17 protein-coding genes and 2 pseudogenes are annotated in these 17,432 nt (G+C 46.2%); 11 read left to right on the top strand and 8 right to left on the bottom strand.

From position 1 onward, the window contains the following. Positions 1–61: 61 nt before the first annotated feature. The 3 genes from citM to nosA all read left to right on the top strand — a co-directional run bounded on the left by citM (position 62) and on the right by nosA (position 3,424). Positions 62–1,363 carry an Mg(2+)/citrate complex secondary transporter CitM gene (gene citM, locus BSI_RS07165; protein ID WP_003239895.1) on the top strand — a complete coding sequence of 434 codons (1,302 nt, stop codon included), beginning with the start codon at positions 62–64 and terminating at the stop codon, positions 1,361–1,363. Positions 1,364–1,418: 55 nt separating this feature from the next. Beyond that, on the top strand, positions 1,419–2,213 hold the full coding sequence (locus BSI_RS07170; RefSeq protein ID WP_003239893.1) for an MBL fold metallo-hydrolase: 795 nt from the start codon (positions 1,419–1,421) through the stop codon (positions 2,211–2,213). 119 nt (positions 2,214–2,332) lie between these two features. Next, on the top strand, positions 2,333–3,424 hold the full coding sequence (gene nosA, locus BSI_RS07175; protein ID WP_003239891.1) for a nitric oxide synthase: 1,092 nt from the start codon (positions 2,333–2,335) through the stop codon (positions 3,422–3,424). Here nosA and BSI_RS07180 read toward each other — a convergent pair. Next, a complete protein-coding gene (locus BSI_RS07180; RefSeq protein WP_003239889.1) occupies positions 3,415–3,690 on the bottom strand; it encodes an acylphosphatase in 276 nt (91 codons plus the stop codon). The genes nosA and BSI_RS07180 overlap by 10 nt on opposite strands. Positions 3,691–3,756: 66 nt before the next feature. Between BSI_RS07180 and BSI_RS07185 the strand changes: the two genes are divergently transcribed. Further along, a complete protein-coding gene (locus BSI_RS07185; RefSeq protein WP_003239887.1) occupies positions 3,757–4,422 on the top strand; it encodes an MOSC domain-containing protein in 666 nt (221 codons plus the stop codon). A 41-nt stretch (positions 4,423–4,463) separates the two neighbouring features. Here the strand turns inward: BSI_RS07185 and BSI_RS07190 are convergent, their stop codons facing one another. The 4 genes from BSI_RS07190 to map all read right to left on the bottom strand — a co-directional run bounded on the left by BSI_RS07190 (position 4,464) and on the right by map (position 6,183). Next, on the bottom strand, positions 4,464–4,601 hold the full coding sequence (locus tag BSI_RS07190; RefSeq protein WP_003239885.1) for a YflJ family protein: 138 nt from the start codon (positions 4,599–4,601) through the stop codon (positions 4,464–4,466). A 171-nt stretch (positions 4,602–4,772) separates the two neighbouring features. Further along, complete coding sequence (locus BSI_RS07195; RefSeq protein WP_003239883.1) at positions 4,773–4,928, bottom strand: hypothetical protein; 156 nt, start codon at positions 4,926–4,928, stop codon at positions 4,773–4,775. 109 nt (positions 4,929–5,037) lie between these two features. Further along, the gene (locus BSI_RS07200) at positions 5,038–5,352 is read right to left on the bottom strand and encodes a DUF3243 domain-containing protein (RefSeq protein WP_003239880.1); all 315 of its coding nucleotides are present in this window, start codon (positions 5,350–5,352) and stop codon (positions 5,038–5,040) included. An 81-nt stretch (positions 5,353–5,433) separates the two neighbouring features. Further along, entirely contained in the window at positions 5,434–6,183 is a 750-nt protein-coding gene (gene map, locus BSI_RS07205) for a type I methionyl aminopeptidase (protein WP_003233698.1), read from the bottom strand. Positions 6,184–6,353: 170 nt separating this feature from the next. Between map and nagE the strand changes: the two genes are divergently transcribed. Beyond that, positions 6,354–7,712 carry an N-acetylglucosamine-specific PTS transporter subunit IIBC gene (gene nagE / locus BSI_RS07210; RefSeq protein ID WP_003239878.1) on the top strand — a complete coding sequence of 453 codons (1,359 nt, stop codon included), beginning with the start codon at positions 6,354–6,356 and terminating at the stop codon, positions 7,710–7,712. 33 nt (positions 7,713–7,745) lie between these two features. Here nagE and ltaS read toward each other — a convergent pair whose 3' ends face one another. Beyond that, positions 7,746–9,695: a lipoteichoic acid synthase gene (gene ltaS, locus BSI_RS07215; RefSeq protein ID WP_003239876.1), complete on the bottom strand. Its 1,950-nt coding sequence runs from the start codon at positions 9,693–9,695 to the stop codon at positions 7,746–7,748. Between the two features lie 257 nt (positions 9,696–9,952). On the opposite strand from ltaS, the gene BSI_RS07220 reads away from it, so the two are divergent. Together BSI_RS07220 and BSI_RS07225 are read left to right on the top strand one after the other, a co-directional pair. Beyond that, entirely contained in the window at positions 9,953–10,345 is a 393-nt protein-coding gene (locus tag BSI_RS07220; protein WP_003239874.1) for a DnaJ family domain-containing protein, read from the top strand. A gap of 129 nt (positions 10,346–10,474) precedes the next feature. Beyond that, a complete protein-coding gene (locus BSI_RS07225; protein WP_003239872.1) occupies positions 10,475–11,890 on the top strand; it encodes an alanine/glycine:cation symporter family protein in 1,416 nt (471 codons plus the stop codon). Here the strand turns inward: BSI_RS07225 and BSI_RS22435 are convergent. Together BSI_RS22435 and BSI_RS0121330 are read right to left on the bottom strand one after the other, a co-directional pair. Further along, positions 11,887–12,112, bottom strand: a pseudogene (locus tag BSI_RS22435) (endospore germination permease); the annotation flags it as partial. The gene BSI_RS07225 and the pseudogene BSI_RS22435 overlap by 4 nt on opposite strands. A 16-nt stretch (positions 12,113–12,128) precedes the next feature. After that, a pseudogene (locus BSI_RS0121330) lies at positions 12,129–12,471 on the bottom strand (spore germination protein); the annotation flags it as partial. 222 nt (positions 12,472–12,693) lie between these two features. Here BSI_RS0121330 and treP point away from each other — a divergent pair. The 4 genes from treP to BSI_RS07250 all read left to right on the top strand — a co-directional run bounded on the left by treP (position 12,694) and on the right by BSI_RS07250 (position 17,408). Next, positions 12,694–14,106: a PTS system trehalose-specific EIIBC component gene (gene treP, locus BSI_RS07235; protein WP_003239865.1), complete on the top strand. Its 1,413-nt coding sequence runs from the start codon at positions 12,694–12,696 to the stop codon at positions 14,104–14,106. Between the two features lie 70 nt (positions 14,107–14,176). Continuing rightward, the gene (treC, locus tag BSI_RS07240; RefSeq protein WP_003239863.1) at positions 14,177–15,865 is read left to right on the top strand and encodes an alpha,alpha-phosphotrehalase; all 1,689 of its coding nucleotides are present in this window, start codon (positions 14,177–14,179) and stop codon (positions 15,863–15,865) included. A gap of 20 nt (positions 15,866–15,885) precedes the next feature. Continuing rightward, on the top strand, positions 15,886–16,602 hold the full coding sequence (gene treR, locus BSI_RS07245; RefSeq protein WP_003239861.1) for a trehalose operon repressor: 717 nt from the start codon (positions 15,886–15,888) through the stop codon (positions 16,600–16,602). A gap of 140 nt (positions 16,603–16,742) precedes the next feature. Beyond that, entirely contained in the window at positions 16,743–17,408 is a 666-nt protein-coding gene (locus BSI_RS07250) for an NAD(P)H-dependent oxidoreductase (RefSeq protein ID WP_003239858.1), read from the top strand. Positions 17,409–17,432: the final 24 nt, after the last annotated feature.

The following is a 17,432-nucleotide window of genomic DNA, read 5'->3' as shown; positions in this document are numbered from 1 at the left end:
AGACAAAAAGGGGAGTAAGGGAGAAAAAAATGTAAGCGGATTCATTTAAGGGGGAATGGGTGTGTTAGCAATCTTAGGCTTTCTCATGATGCTCGTGTTTATGGCATTGATCATGACAAAACGGCTTTCTGTACTGACCGCGTTAGTTTTGACGCCGATTGTGTTTGCGCTGATCGCCGGATTTGGATTTACTGAAGTCGGGGACATGATGATTTCGGGGATTCAGCAGGTAGCGCCGACTGCGGTCATGATTATGTTTGCGATCTTATATTTTGGGATTATGATTGATACAGGGCTGTTTGATCCGATGGTTGGCAAAATCTTAAGCATGGTCAAAGGCGACCCGTTAAAAATTGTTGTCGGGACAGCGGTTCTTACGATGCTCGTCGCCTTGGACGGAGATGGCTCGACCACGTATATGATTACGACAAGCGCAATGCTTCCGCTTTATTTGCTGCTTGGCATCCGGCCGATTATCCTGGCGGGAATCGCGGGAGTCGGCATGGGGATCATGAACACGATTCCGTGGGGAGGCGCAACGCCGCGGGCGGCGAGCGCGCTGGGGGTTGATCCGGCTGAACTTACAGGGCCGATGATTCCTGTCATCGCAAGCGGGATGCTTTGTATGGTTGCTGTTGCGTACGTGCTTGGAAAAGCGGAACGGAAGCGCCTTGGGGTGATTGAACTGAAACAGCCGGCCAATGCCAATGAACCTGCGGCTGCGGTTGAAGATGAGTGCAAACGGCCGAAGCTTTGGTGGTTCAATTTATTGTTAACGCTTTCTTTGATAGGATGTTTAGTATCGGGGAAAGTCAGTTTAACCGTACTGTTTGTCATTGCGTTCTGTATTGCGCTGATTGTGAATTATCCAAACCTTGAGCATCAGAGACAGCGCATCTCGGCGCATTCCAGCAACGTGCTGGCTATTGGCTCAATGATTTTTGCGGCAGGGGTTTTTACGGGGATTTTGACAGGCACCAAAATGGTTGATGAAATGGCGATTTCACTTGTGTCGATGATTCCTGAACAAATGGGCGGATTGATCCCGGCGATTGTGGCCTTAACCAGCGGTATTTTCACATTTCTGATGCCGAATGACGCATATTTCTACGGGGTGCTGCCGATTTTATCAGAAACGGCTGTCGCATACGGTGTTGATAAAGTGGAAATTGCCAGAGCTTCTATCATCGGCCAGCCGATTCATATGCTGAGCCCGCTTGTGCCGTCTACTCATTTGCTTGTCGGACTTGTGGGGGTTTCTATTGACGACCATCAAAAATTCGCATTGAAATGGGCGGTTCTCGCAGTGATCGTTATGACGGCTATCGCTCTATTGATCGGTGCGATCTCTATTTCCGTATGATAATTCAAGCGTAATGACACACACTAACGGCATACAACATACCGGAGGTGTCATCATGAGTGATCCTTATATGCCGCTGACTTCGGTCAGAAGCGGAACGGGGTACGAAGCGGCAAAAGGGGTGCACGGCTTGACCGTGCAAATTGCGAATGTCTATTTTATTCAGCTGCCTTCTGAACCTCGCTCATTTGTTTTAATTGATGCGGGCATGCCTCAATCAGCCGACATGATTGTAAGTGAAGCCAAACAAAGATTCGGCGATGATTTTCAGCTGAAGGCGATTATCCTCACACACGGGCACTTTGATCATATCGGGGCAATCGAAGGGATCCTTGAGCATTGGGATGTTCCTGTGTATGTCCATTCTCGGGAAATGCCTTATGTAACAGGTAAAGAGGATTATCCTCCGGCTCGTCCTGACAGCAAGAGCGGGTTGGTTGCCAAGCTGTCGCCACTGTTTCCGCGGCACTCCATCGATATTTCCTCACATGTGCAGACACTGCCGGAAGACGGCTCTGTACCGTTTCTTGAAGAGTGGATGTGGATTGCGACTCCGGGACACACGCCGGGCCATATTTCGTTATTCCGCGAGGACGGACGCGTGCTTGTGGCAGGCGATGCTGTCATTACCGTGGAACAGGAGAAAATGGCAGACGTCTTGATTCAGAAACAGGAGCTTCATGGGCCGCCGGCTTATTTCACGCCTGACACAGAGACGGCTGCCGAATCCATTCAGAAGCTTGCCGGCCTTGAACCGGAAGCACTGCTGACCGGGCATGGCATACCGATGACCGGCAAAAACTTTCGCAGTGACTTAATTGAATTGGCAAATCGTTTAGCGTCTCTTTAACACCCGCACACGCGGGTGTTTTTTTATTGTTTTCCAAGAAGATACAGAAAAATCATTTGTCTTCCGGCTTAAAAACGATACAATGAAAAGCATGAATGCGATTTGAAGGGGAGAGTTTGTTGGAAGAAAAAGAAATACTTTGGAACGAAGCGAAAGCGTTTATTGCCGCATGCTATCAGGAATTGGGAAAGGAAGAGGAAGTGAAAGACCGTCTAGATAGCATTAAAAGTGAAATTGACCGGACCGGAAGCTATGTACATACGAAGGAAGAGCTTGCGCACGGGGCGAAAATGGCTTGGAGAAACAGCAACCGCTGCATCGGCAGATTGTTCTGGAATTCGCTGAATGTCATCGACAGACGTGACGTCCGGACGAAGGAAGAAGTGCGTGACGCCCTCTTGCATCATATTGAAACCGCCACCAATAACGGGAAAATCAGGCCTACCATTACGATTTTCCCTCCGGAAGAGAAGGGTGAAAAGCAAGTCGAGATCTGGAATCATCAGCTGATCCGGTACGCTGGATATGAATCAGACGGAGAAAGAATCGGCGACCCGGCTTCCCGTTTCCTGACCGCAGCCTGCGAAGAGCTCGGCTGGCGCGGAGAGCGAACGGATTTTGACCTGTTGCCGCTCATTTTTCGCATGAAAGGCGACGAACAGCCGGTCTGGTATGACCTGCCGCGTTCACTTGTGATCGAGGTTCCAATCACACATCCGGATATCGAAGCGTTTTCTGATCTGGAGCTGAAATGGTACGGGGTGCCGATTATTTCTGATATGAAGCTTGAGGTCGGGGGCATTCATTATAATGCCGCGCCGTTTAACGGCTGGTATATGGGCACGGAAATCGGAGCGAGAAACCTGGCAGATGAAAAGCGGTACGACAAGCTCAAAAAAGTCGCGTCCGTTATCGGCATTTCTACTGATTACAATACGGATTTATGGAAGGATCAAGCGCTTGTTGAATTGAATAAAGCTGTGCTGCACTCGTATAAAAAGCAGGGTGTCAGCATCGTTGACCATCATACCGCGGCAAGCCAGTTTAAACGGTTTGAAGAACAGGAGGAAGAAGCGGGCAGAAAGCTGACGGGGGACTGGACGTGGCTGATTCCGCCGATTTCACCCGCTGCCACTCATATCTTCCACCGTTCCTATGACAACACAATCGTTAAGCCAAACTACTTTTATCAGGATAAGCCTTACGAGTAAACTACGGAAAAACGGTGATGGCCTTCAAGGCTGCGGGATTCAGTGACAGAGACGTCGGTAACATTTGAGAAAGGGCTGCCTTTCTTTATAGCCTCAAGAAACGATCGTAAGGCGTTTTCCGGGCCTTCTGCCAAAATCTCGACACGGCCGTCATCTCGGTTTTTGACCCAGCCGGCCAGTTTTCGCTTATCGGCTTCCATTTGAACAAAATAGCGAAAGCCCACACCTTGAACCCGGCCGTTTACAACGATTCGGTATTGAAGCATGTAAAAACCACCTTTTCTTTTTATGATAATCAATCATTTTACAACCTGTAAAGGGGATGTGTTTGTATGAAACCAGCGCATTATTCAGTTCTTTCTCTTAATCTAGGCAAGCCGCAGACGCTTGAATATGACGGAAAGAAAATCGAAACCGGCATCATGAAGCGGCCGGCTGATTCCGCTGTCATGCTGTATCGGGAGAATTTTGAAGGAGACGGACAGGCGGATCTCGTCAATCACGGCGGACCTGATAAGGCTGTCTGTGTCTACCCGGCGGAGCATTATCCGTATTGGGAAGAGTTCCTCTCAAGACAGCTGCCAAGCGCCGCATTTGGTGAAAATCTGACGGTCACGGGCCTGACCGAGGAGAACGTTTGCATCGGGGATGTGTTCAAGCTTGATGAAGCTGTTGTTCAGGTCAGCCAGCCGCGCCAGCCGTGTGTAAAGCTGGCGAAAAAGTTTGGGGTAAAGGAAATGGTGCTGAAGGTTCAGCAAACCGGCTATACCGGCTTTTATTTTCGCGTGCTGGAAGAGGGCAGAGTGGCTCCCGGCGCCAAACTGGAATTGCTGTCCAGAGGAGCGGCAGGCATCTCAGTCCAATTCGCAAACCGTATCAACTACCATGACACAAAAAATCTTGCTGCCATTGAGCGGATTTTAATTGAAGACGCACTGTCGGAAAGCTGGAGAGCGTCATTTATGAAAAAAAGGGACAGGCTGCAGCCCGCTGAATAGAAAAAAAGCCGCGCATATCAACGTGCGCGGCTTTACCATTTTTAAGATTGTTTTTTCTTTGTTTCAAGCAGGTTGGCAAGAAAATAGGTTTTATAGCTTTGAAGCTTTCTTCCTTCATGGTGCGTGATCCCCTGCTTTTTTAATTCTGCCACATACCAGCCTTTACTGCCGTAATGCATGTCAGAAAACTCCTTTCCCTATCTCTCCCAATGGAGAGGATTTTACCAAACGATTGGCATTGTAACATCCATGAAAAGATGCTGAAAAGAGATGTGGGAAAAACTGAGCCTTTCGCACTAGCTGTACGAATGTTCTTCTGTATGTATATGCGGAGTAAAGCTGAATATGATTTAATGGCCAGTTAGTTTCATCATGACAACGCCAAATGTCATAATGCTGAACACAATGCCGATATATGTGAGCATCCCGTTTTTTTTCTTCACGCCGTAAACGGTCATAATGATGCCTTCAATGAAAAAAATGATGCCGAAAATAATAAACCACATGCAGATAAAGGCTCCTTTCACAGACATAATAGTAGTGTAGCATATCTGGAAGAGCCGGGCTGTGACAATATCAAGAAAGCCGGGCAGCATATGTGCCCGGCTCGTGTTTTTATTGTTTATCAACCAATTTGACCAGCAGCTGTGCCAAATGTTGTTTTTCATCTTCGTCCGCAACGCTCCAAAGCTCTTGCAGCAGCATTTCTTCACTGTTTTGCGGCTCTTCATGCTTCTTGAGGTAGTCTCCCAGGATCGCGGCGCTTTTCACAAGCTTGCCGTCATCCAATCCCAGCTTTTTGCCTCGGTTAACTTGTTTTTTCAGGTAGTCTTTAAATTCCTCGAAGTCTTTTAAAATTTCTTCTTTTGTTGTGCCATGCATTGCATTCATTTCGTTTTCAATTTGGATTTTTTCTTGATCTCTGTTCATTGCAATACCTCCTCCTGCAGAATAGTGATGCTTTACCTGCAATTGGCGGAGGTTAAACCATCCGGCAGCCCGGAATGTGTTTTACAGTTTTGTCAGGATAATCGGTTCATCTTTTGTGATGACGATGGTGTGTTCAACTTGGGCAACCATGCTTTTATCCGGTGTCTTGAACGTCCAGCCGTCTCCAGCTTCAACAATCGTTTCCGCTTTCGTTGAAATAAACGGTTCAAGCGCGATGACTGTGCCGTTTTTGAAAAGCGCGTTATCGAACGGATCATAATAGTTCATGATGTGGTTCGGCGCTTCATGCAGGCTTCTGCCGATTCCGTGGCCGGTCAGGGTTTTGATGACGGTAAAGCCTTGAGAGCGTGCTTCATGATAAACGGCTCTTCCGATTTGGTTTTGGCGCTTGCCTGCTTTTGCCTGCTGCAGCCCTTTTTGAAAAGCGTTTTCTGCGCATTGGCAAAGCTTATGAAGGCGTTCTTCTCCTTCACCGAGCACAAATGAGATGCCTGTGTCGGAATAGAAGCCGCCAAATTCAGCGGAGATGTCAATGTTCACAAGATCTCCGGCTTTTAAAATTTTTGAGGTGCTTGGTATGCCGTGAGCCACTTCATCATTTACACTGATGCATGTCACGCCCGGAAAGTCGTATTCCTTCTCAGGAGCTGAAACGGCCCCGTGCTCATCAAGCACGGCTTTTCCGATAAGGTCAAGGTCTTTTGTGCTCATTCCGGGCTCTGCTTTCCGTTTCATTTCTTCACGCGCCAGCGCGACGATTCTTCCGATTTTTTTCAGGCCTTCTAATTCTTGATCGTTTGTTACAATCATCTGTCATTCCCGCTTTCTTTTTAAATAATCTAGATTAAGCTTACCACAACTGTCTTAAAAATAGGAAACACACGGACCTGGGAAAAAAGAAATACTCCGGGAAAATTGGTATAGATCACTAGATATCTTATATGGTATATTTGAAAAAAAAGGGTATGAGGGGGATGGGTATGCTTTCATTTTTACAAAAACTCGGGAAGTCATTTATGCTCCCGATTGCGGTTCTGCCTGCAGTTGGAATAATCCTTGCGCTTGGCAGAGAGGATGTATTTAATATCCCGTTTATCTATCAAGCGGGGACGGCGGTTTTTGATCATCTGCCGCTTATTTTCGCGATCGGGATTGCCATCGGCATTTCAAAGGACAGCAATGGGGCCGCGGGTTTATCAGGGGCGATATCGTATCTGATGCTTGACGCGGCGACAAAGACAATTGATAAAACAAACAACATGGCGGTATTTGGGGGAATCATTGCTGGTTTAATAGCCGGTTACACCTATAACCGCTTCAAGGATACAAAGCTGCCTGAATATCTTGGATTCTTCAGCGGCAGACGGCTTGTGCCGATTGTAACAGCCATTATTACGATTATTTTAGCCGGCATATTCGGAGTTGTCTGGCCGCCGATTCAATCGGGCATTAATGCGTTTGGAGAATGGATGCTGGGGCTCGGCGGCATCGGGGCTGGCATATTCGGCCTGTTCAACAGGCTGTTAATTCCGCTTGGCCTTCACCACGTGCTGAACAATATTTTCTGGTTCCAATTCGGAGAATATAACGGAGTGACAGGTGATCTGGCGCGCTTTTTCGCGAAAGATCCGACAGCGGGCACATATATGACCGGCTTCTTCCCAATCATGATGTTCGGTCTTCCGGCGGCATGTCTCGCTATGGTTGTAACTGCAAAGCCGTCAAAACGGAAAGCGACGGCGGGAATGATGATCGGGTTTGCCTTGACTGCGTTTATTACAGGGATTACGGAGCCGATTGAGTTTGCATTTATGTTTTTATCTCCGCTTTTATACGCTGTTCACGCGGTCTTAACCGGGCTGTCTTTATTTATCGTCAACTGGCTCGGCATCCGCACAGGTTTCTCTTTCTCAGCCGGAGCCATCGATTATGTGCTCAGCTACGGAATCGCAGAAAAACCGCTGCTTCTGCTTCTGGTAGGTATATGCTATGCGGCAATATACTTTATCGTGTTTTATGTACTGATTAAGGCATTGAATTTAAAAACGCCGGGACGGGAAGATGATGACATTGATGAAGTGCTGGATGAAAATACAGTTCAGGATGTCAATGAAAACATCATGCTGAAAGGGCTCGGCGGAAAAGAAAACCTTCAAACCATTGATCATTGCGCCACAAGACTGCGGCTGACTGTGAAGGATACCGCTTTAGTGAATGAAGCGCTGTTAAAGAAAGCAGGCGCAAAAGGGGTCGTCAAATCAGGCGGGCAATCGGTTCAAGTGATCATTGGCCCAAATGTGGAATTTGCGGCGGAGGAATTAAGAGCTGCGGTGAAATAAAAAAAGCAGAGAGGCTAGCCTCTCTGCTTTTTCTTATTTATCTTCGTCATCAGTTGACGTTTCGGAAGAATCTTCGCCATGTTTTGTGTAATCATAATCGGAAGGATTCACCTTCGTAAAGCCTTTCGGCTCGTAGAAACGCAGCAGGTCTCCGTTTATGATTTTATCGGACATTTCAAGTTCCTTCTTGACGAGTGAGTCTTCTGACTTGTCGATTTCAGATTCATCAAGCTCTTTTCCGGTTTTTGTATCGTAATACTTGCCGGACACTTTCGTGTACTTCGGTGAAATAAAGTCTCCGTTACGGAACGGAATCACTTCACGGTGTTCTTTAGATAAAATATCAGAACCGGACATCAGATAGTCTTTCGTATCCACTCCGAGCAAATGCAGAATGGTCGGAGCCACATCGACGTCTCCGGCATATTTATGAACTTTCTCGCCTTTCACGCCGGCAGCGTGGATAAAGAGCGGCACCCGTTGAAGCTGGGCGTTGTCATAATCGGTAATTTCATCTTTGCCAAGGACTTTGGCCATCGCTTTATTGTGGTTTTCAGAGATGCCATAGTGGTCTCCGTACATCACGATAATCGATTTATCATATAACCCGTCTTTTTTCAGGTCATTGAAAAATTGTTCAATGGACTGATCAAGGTAATTGGCTGACTGGAAGTAGTTGTTGACGACAGAGTCACCAAAGTCTCCAGCCGGGAAGTCTGTATCCCCCTCATCCATTCCGAATGGGAAGTGGTTAGACAGGGTAATGAACTTCGTATAGAACGGCTGCGGCAGGCTTTCTAACAGCGGCATTGATTCTTTGAAGAACGGTTTGTCTTTCATGCCGTAGTTTTTCGTGTTTTCTTCGTTCATGTCATAGTAGGCAGAATCGAAGAACTTATCGATGCCTTCCGCTTTGTACATTTCGTTTCGGTTCCAGAACGTCTGCGTGTTTCCGTGGAACGTAGCAGATGTGTAATCCTTAGACTTCAGAATTGCCGGAACGGATTGAAGCGTGTTTTGCGCTTTGTTTACGAAAACTGAACCTTGAGCCAGCGGGTACAGAGAGTTTTCCATCATAAATTCCGCATCAGATGTTTTACCTTGTCCCGTTTGGTGGAAAAAGTTATCAAAGTAAAACGTTTCGTTGTCATGTGCCAATTTATTTAAGAACGGTGTGACTTCTTTGCCGTTAATTTTATAGTCAATGATAAATGACTGCAGAGATTCAAGAGAAACATAAATAACGTTTTTTCCTTCCGCTTTGCCGAAATACACGTTATTCGGCACGTCGTAATTGGCTTTCATGTAGTTTTCAACTTCCGTCACGTCGCTTGAATCGGCAAGCGCGCGCTGGCTGTTGGATTTGATATTCTGCACAGCGTCATAAATCGTAAAATTGTACGTTCCCAAGTATTTCACAAGATAGTTTCGGTCGAATGATCTTGTCAGCAATTCAGGACGGTCTGATTCCGCAACTGCCAGGTTGATTAGGAAAACCAGAATTGAAGACGCAAGAACGATTCGGAACGATTTTTTGCTCGACGTTTCGGCAGGCTTGTTCACTTTAATCGCCAAGATGATCAGAATGATCGTATCGATAAAGTAAAAGGCGTCAGTCGGTCTCATCAGCGAAAATGCGCTGTCGCCGAGTTGGCCGCCGTTTGTTTTAGCCTGCATAATGACCGGAATTGTAATAAAATCATTGAAAAATCTGTAGTACACAATGTTTGCGTACAGTAAAAAAGACATTAAAAAATGAATCACTATAATGGCTGTCTGCTGTAATTTTTTCTTGAACAAAAGTCCAAAGCCAAGAAAGAACAAGCTTGAGCTGAGAGGATTCACAAAAAGCAATATTTTTTGTATCGTGTTGTCTATTCCTAAGTTGAAGTTAAGGACATAACCGACATACGTTTTGATCCATAATAGGACGACCGCGATTAAGAAGAAGGCCAGTCCTCTTTCTTTAATAAATGTTTTCATTGTTACACTCCTTTTTTCCGATCACAGTTCGAGCGAAACGATAGAAAAAACGAACGTATCAAATATAACACGAATCGGCGGATTAGAAAAGTGAAAATCGTACGATGGTAAAAGTGGCGAAAAACGCCGTCGAATCAACGTTTTCTTGACATATTGCCAAATGTAAAAAGAGGTTTCTTTCTAGAAATCAAGGAATAAAATGGTATTTTGACGGTTGTATGATAAAATATAAGCTATAAATGAAAAGAGGTGGAAGGATGGATTTTTCTCATATTGTGTCTGAAGATAAAATTAAGCGCGCCATCAAAGACGGAGAATTTGAAAACCTCCCGGGAATGGGAAAGCCGCTGCCAAAAGATGACGCGGCACACTTGCCCGAATCGCTCCGCATGAGCTACCGTATGTTAAAAAATGCGGGAATGGCAGAGGACGAGGGTGCGCTCAAAAAAGAGCTTATGACCATCGACCATTTAATCGCAAAGTGCTATGACGACAAAGAACGCGAGCAACTAATGAGAAAAAAAACAGAAAAGCAGATGATGCTTGATAAGCTTGTCGACAAAAAAGGCATGTTTTCAAAGCCAGCGTCCGCTTTTTATAAGAATAAAGTATATGACCGGCTTGGACGAAACAGACCTTCTTCCAGCTGATTTATCCTGTCTGAAGGATGGCGATTGATAACAGCCATCCTCTTTATGTTCCAGCAGTTCTCAGTCTTATAGGTTTATGTTTTTCCATCTGCGGGGAAATGAACTCATAAACGAAAAAAGGGTGATGGGATGGAACGACTATTGGAATGGATAGAGAGAATATCTGATTGGCTGTGGGGGCCGCCGCTAATCATCTTGCTGACGGGGACGGGATTGTACTTCACCATTTTGCTGAAATGTTTTCAATTTCGCTATCCGTTATATATTTTGAAGCAAACGATCGGCAGCGTAGGAAAAAAGCCGAAGGGAGAGGGCACAGTCACACCGCTTCAGGCATTGACGTCAGCCCTTAGCTCAACAATAGGTGCGGCGAACATTGTCGGTGTTCCTGCTGCTATTATGTTTGGCGGTCCCGGAGCGGTTTTTTGGATGTGGCTTATTGCCTTATTTGCGATGGCGATTAAGTTTTCTGAAAGTGTGCTTGCTGTTCATTACAGAGAAAAAAACGAGCAGGGGGAATTTGTCGGGGGACCGATGTATTACATAACAAAAGGGCTGCGCATGAAATGGCTCGGCGTATTTTTCTCTGTTGCGCTGATCGTGGAGCTGGTCCCGAGCATCATGGTTCAGGGGAATTCGGTTTCAGTCTCACTTGCCGAAACGTTTTCTTTCAATAAAATATACGTGGGAATCGGCATTGCATTTTTGATCGGGTTAGTGGTGATAGGAGGGGTCAAGCGGATCGGAAAAGTAACAGAGTTTATCGTGCCTCTTATGGCAGGGGCATACGCGGGAGCTGGTCTTCTAATTGTTCTCACGAATCTTTCATCAGTGCCGGCATTTTTCTCTCTCATCTTTTCCAATGCGTTTACCTCTTCTTCAGCAGTTGGAGGATTTGCAGGTGCTGCACTGGCTGAAACCGTTCGCTGGGGATTCGCCCGCGGGCTGTATTCTAATGAAGCAGGAATGGGAACAGCCCCGATTGCACATGCGGCGGCAATGACTGATCACCCTGTGAGGCAAGGGTTCTGGTCTGTGATCGGCATTGTAATTGACACCTTGATCATCTGCACCACCACGGCTTTTGTCGTCCTTGCATCCGGAGTCTGGACAGGGAAGAATGCCTCAAATGACCCGGCGGCACTGACGACGGCTGCATTTCAGCACTATTTCGGTTCTGGAGGAGGGTACTTCGTCTCGATTTCCCTCGTTTTCTTTGTTGTCTCGACCATTATGGTTGTCATTTTTTACGGCGTTAAGCAAGCTGAATTTCTGTTCGGGCGGCTGGCAGGACATGTGATCAAATTCGTTTATTTAGCGGCTATTATCATAGGTGCTGCTGGCGGAGCAAAAGCCATCTGGGGCTTTCTGGATCTAGCATTGGCTTTTATTCTCGTTCCGAATGTGATTGCACTGTTGTTATTGAGCAGAAAGGTAAAAGCGTTATATACCGAATTTTTTACATCTGAACAGTATTATCTGAAAGATAGAGGAAAAACAAAACAGAACTCTGTTTATCAGACAAAAGAGGCCAAAAATTCTTAGTGTTTTGCTTTGGCGGCGAACATCGTTTTGCTTTTGATGATCAAAAAGATGAATAAAAGCAGCAAAAAGGAAATCAATACATTGATGATCGGCTTGATTCTGTTAAAGTCGATCAGCTGCTTTGTATTTAGAAAGAACCAAAAGCTGGATACGACGAAAACATGCCGGTTGGTGTTACATGGCTTTCAGGTCGATTTTTGAATGTAAGAAGGAAAGTCCGTATCTTCAAGATCAATCATTTTGAATGCCCGTCGGCAAATAAACAGCCCCTTTGCTTAAAATCGTTTCTGCCGCAATGCTTGAAATCGATAGTGTATTTTGCAGCTTTTCTTTATGTTCATCTATCTGATCCCCATCAAATTCCCATCAAATCCCTCAAGCAAGGTCGGAGGGCGTGAGCCTGTATATGTTCAGATTTTACAATTCCTTCGATATAAACAATAAATCCGCACAGCACGTTTCCAAAGTTAAATTGTCTAAATACGATGTCTGAGCAGCCTTCTGTTAATAAAGTCAGATTATCGAAGTTCTCCTTCAAATCGGGAGAGAGCGGTCTGTCCTGATTTCTTAAGCTCTTTGATGAGCTGAAGCGCTTTTTCGCGCGTTTATCCATGGCTCACCCTGCTTTTTCAATGTCTTATTCAATAAGTGCTTGTGACTTTTTAGGGGAACTTTGTTGTTTTAGATATTCCTGGCCTAGGATGAAAGCGCTATAAAAAGTTGTTGACGACATGTATATACAGGAATACAATATAATCATAAGTTGTATATACAAGTTATAAAACGAATACGGAGGGGTTGGCATGGGGGAACTGAACAAATCGGCACGGCAGATTGTCGAAGCAGTCGGCGGTGTTGAAAATATTGCAGCGGCAACTCATTGTGTGACACGTTTGCGTTTTGCATTAATAGATGAGAGCAAGGTTGACCAAGAGGAACTTGATCAGATTGACGTTGTAAAGGGGTCGTTTTCGACAAACGGGCAGTTTCAGGTCGTAATCGGCCAGGGAACGGTCAACAAAGTATATGCTGAACTGGTCAAGGAAACGGGGATTGGCGAGTCAACAAAGGATGAAGTGAAGAAGGCTTCAGAAAAAAATATGAATTCTTTGCAACGCGCTGTGAAAACGCTTGCAGATATTTTTATTCCGATATTGCCTGCGATTGTCACGGCAGGTCTCTTGATGGGGATCAATAACATTTTAACGGCGCAAGGCATTTTCTTCAGCACAAAGTCGATTGTGCAGGTCTATCCGCAGTGGGCGGATCTCGCTAATATGATTAACCTGATTGCGGGCACGGCCTTTACGTTTCTGCCAGCGTTAATCGGCTGGTCTGCGGTCAAACGGTTCGGCGGCAATCCGCTGCTTGGCATTGTGCTCGGCGTGATGCTCGTGCATCCTGATTTGCTGAACGCGTGGGGCTATGGAGCCGCGGAACAAAGCGGAAAGATCCCGGTATGGAATTTGTTTGGACTTGAAGTGCAGAAAGTCGGCTATCAGGGACAGGTGCTCCCGATTTTGCTGGCTTCCTATATGCTGGCGAAGATAGAGGTGTTCTTAACAAAACGCACACCTGAAGGCATACAGCTGCTCGTTGTCGCGCCGATTACGCTTCTCGTAACAGGCTTTGCCTCTTTTATCATAATCGGCCCTGTTACATTTGCGATCGGAAACGTGCTGACTTCAGGGCTTATCTCGGTGTTTGGCTCTTTTGCCGCACTGGGCGGTTTGTTATATGGCGGTTTCTACTCGGCGCTCGTGATTACCGGCATGCATCACACGTTTCTTGCAGTCGACCTGCAGCTCATCGGCTCAAAGCTCGGCGGCACTTTTTTATGGCCGATGCTGGCGCTTTCTAATATCGCACAAGGTTCGTCTGCGCTGGCTATGATGTTTATCGTGAAGGATGAGAAACAAAAAGGCCTTTCCCTCACTTCAGGGATTTCTGCTTATCTCGGCATTACAGAGCCTGCCATCTTCGGGGTGAATCTTCGATACAGATTCCCGTTTATTATTGCGATGATCAGCTCAGGGCTGGCCGGAATGTATATTTCTTCCCAAGGTGTGCTGGCAAGCTCCGTCGGTGTCGGCGGCGTGCCGGGGATTTTCTCAATCATGAGCCAGTACTGGGGCGCGTTTGCAATCGGGATGGCCATTGTATTGATCGTGCCGTTTGCCGGAACATACGCGTATGCGAGATTCAAACATAGATAACCAATGGGGAGCGGGACGTGTTGAACGTTCCCTTTTCCCGTTTTTAATTTAAATATGGTGGTGGAGACAGATGAAAACAGAACAAACGCCATGGTGGAAAAAAGCCGTGGTCTATCAAATTTATCCGAAAAGCTTTAACGATACGACGGGAAACGGTGTCGGCGATCTGAACGGCATTATTGAAAAGCTTGATTACTTAAAAACACTTCAGGTGGATGTGCTTTGGCTGACGCCGATTTATGACTCTCCGCAGCATGATAATGGGTATGATATTCGTGATTATTACTTGATTTATCCTGAATACGGGACGATGGAGGATTTTGAGCGCCTGCTGTCTGAGGCGCATAAAAGAGGCTTGAAAGTCGTCATGGATCTTGTCGTCAATCATACGTCAACAGAGCACAAATGGTTTCAAGAGGCGATCTCGTCAAAAGACAGCCCGTACCGTGATTTTTATATATGGAAAAACCCGCAGGAAAACGGTTCTGCTCCGACGAACTGGGAATCGAAATTCGGCGGCTCGGCATGGGAGCTTGACGAAGCGTCGGGCCAATACTATTTACATTTGTTTGATGTGACGCAGGCTGATTTGAATTGGGAAAATGAAGAGGTCAGAAAGCATGTCTATGACATGATGCATTTTTGGTTTGAAAAGGGAATAGACGGTTTCAGGCTTGATGTCATTAACCTGATTTCTAAAGATCAGCGCTTTCCGAATGCGGAAGACGGAGGCGATGGCCGTTCTTTTTACACTGACGGGCCGCGGGTGCACGAATATCTGCATGAAATGAACGAAAGGGTGTTTTCGCATTATGACAGTATGACGGTCGGTGAGATGTCTTCGACGTCTGTGGACCATTGCATCCGGTATACGAATCCTGCCAATAAAGAACTTGATATGACGTTCAGCTTCCATCATCTCAAGGTTGACTATCCAAATGGTGAGAAATGGGCTTTGGCGCCGTTTGACTTTTTGAAGCTGAAGGAGATCTTATCCGAGTGGCAGACGGGGATGCACGCTGGAGGAGGATGGAACGCTCTGTTCTGGTGCAATCACGATCAGCCGCGCGTCGTATCGAGATATGGAGATGACGGCGCGTACAGGGTGAAATCGGCGAAAATGCTCGCTACCGCCATTCATATGATGCAGGGCACGCCTTATATTTATCAGGGTGAGGAGCTGGGAATGACGAATCCGAAGTTTACGGACATCAGCTCCTATCGGGATGTCGAATCGCTGAACATGTATCACGCCTTTAAGGAAAAAGGAATGGCTGATCAAGAGATCACAGCGATTTTACAGGCGAAATCCCGCGACAATTCCAGAACGCCTGTCCAATGGGATGATACGGCGAATGGCGGTTTTACAACGGGCACGCCATGGATACCGGTCGCCGGCAACTATCGGGAAATCAATGCCGAAGCGGCGCTGAAGGACCGGAACTCGGTGTTTTACCATTATCAAAAGCTGATTCAGATTCGCAAGACGTATGACATCGTGACAGAGGGAACATATGAGTTAATCGCAAAGGATGACCCGAACATTTTTGCGTATCTCAGACACGGCAGCAATGAAAAGCTGCTCGTCATCAATAATTTTTACGGGACAGAGGCAGCCTTTACACTGCCGGACTCTTTAGCGCCTGACGAGTGGAAGGCAGAGGTGCTGTTGACGAACGATGAGGTGAGGGAAGAACTGCAGAACATGACGCTCCGTCCGTATGAGTCCATTGTTTATCGTTTAACGAAACCGTGTTAAACTAAGCTGGGTGGTCCATAATGAAGGTGAACAAATTCATCGCAATCTATAAAGACATCGCACAGCAAATTGAAGGCGGCCGGTGGAAAGCGGAAGAGATTCTTCCGTCTGAACATGAGTTGACCGCACAGTATGATACATCAAGAGAAACGGTCCGAAAGGCGCTTCACATGCTTGCGCAAAACGGCTATATCCAGAAAATCAGAGGGAAGGGCTCCGTCGTTCTCAACCGTGAAAAAATGCAGTTTCCCGTTTCAGGCCTTGTCAGCTTCAAGGAGCTCGCGCAAACGCTTGGCAAAGAAACGAAAACAACTGTACACAAATTCGGGCTGGAGCCCCCGTCAGAGCTGATCCAAAAACAGCTCCGGGCCCAGTCGGATGACGACATTTGGGAAGTCATCAGGTCTAGAAAGATTGACGGGGAACATGTGATTTTGGACAAGGATTACTTTTTCAGAAAGCATGTGCCTCACCTAACGAAAGAAATCTGTGAAAACTCCATATATGAATATATAGAAGGAGAGCTCGGTCTTTCAATCAGCTATGCCCAAAAAGAAATTGTAGCCGAGCCGTGTACGAATGAGGACAGGGAGCTGCTCGATTTACGCGGCTATGACCATATGGTCGTGGTGAGAAACTATGTCTTTTTGGAGGATACGAGTCTGTTTCAATATACGGAAAGCAGACACCGTCTCGACAAATTCCGGTTTGTTGATTTTGCGCGGCGGGGAAAATGAGAAAGGCGCCTGCCTGTGGCAGTGCGCATTTTTTATTTGGTATCAAAATTGATACTATCCAACAAAAATGTGCGTACTTTTACTTTTTATCATAATGGCTACAATAGAGATGAGAGTAACCAAAAGGAGAGGTGTTTAACATGGCAGATCTAAAGAAACAAATTCTCGATGCATACAATTTCAGACATGCAACAAAGGAATTTGACCCAAATAAAAAAGTATCAGACAGCGATTTTGAATTTATTTTAGAAACGGGAAGACTGTCTCCGAGCTCCCTCGGCCTTGAGCCTTGGAAATTTGTTGTCGTCCAAAATCCGGAATTTCGCGAGAAGCTTCGCGAATACACATGGGGCGCGCAAAAGCAGCTTCCGACAGCAAGCCACTTCGTCCTGATTCTTGCGCGTACAGCGAAGGATATCAAATACGATGCGGACTACATCAAACGTCATTTAAAAGAAGTAAAACAAATGCCTCAGGACGTGTATGAAGGCTATCTCAGCAAAACAGAAGAATTTCAGAAAAACGATTTGCATTTGCTTGAAAGTGACAGAACATTGTTTGACTGGGCATCAAAACAAACCTATATTGCGCTTGGCAACATGATGACTGCCGCTGCGCAAATCGGCGTTGATTCTTGCCCTATCGAAGGATTCCAGTATGATCACATTCACCGCATTCTTGAAGAAGAAGGCCTTCTGGAAAACGGAAGCTTCGACATTTCTGTGATGGTGGCATTCGGCTACCGTGTACGAGACCCTCGTCCGAAAACAAGATCTGCTGTTGACGATGTTGTGAAGTGGGTCTAGATAAAGAAAGCTGCTCGATAATGA

Origin of the sequence: Bacillus inaquosorum KCTC 13429 (genome assembly GCF_000332645.1) — a bacterium.
Classification (GTDB): Bacteria; Bacillota; Bacilli; order Bacillales; family Bacillaceae; genus Bacillus; species Bacillus inaquosorum.
Note: the sequence above shows the minus strand (reverse complement) of the source record. Positions and strands in the feature narration are given on the sequence as shown.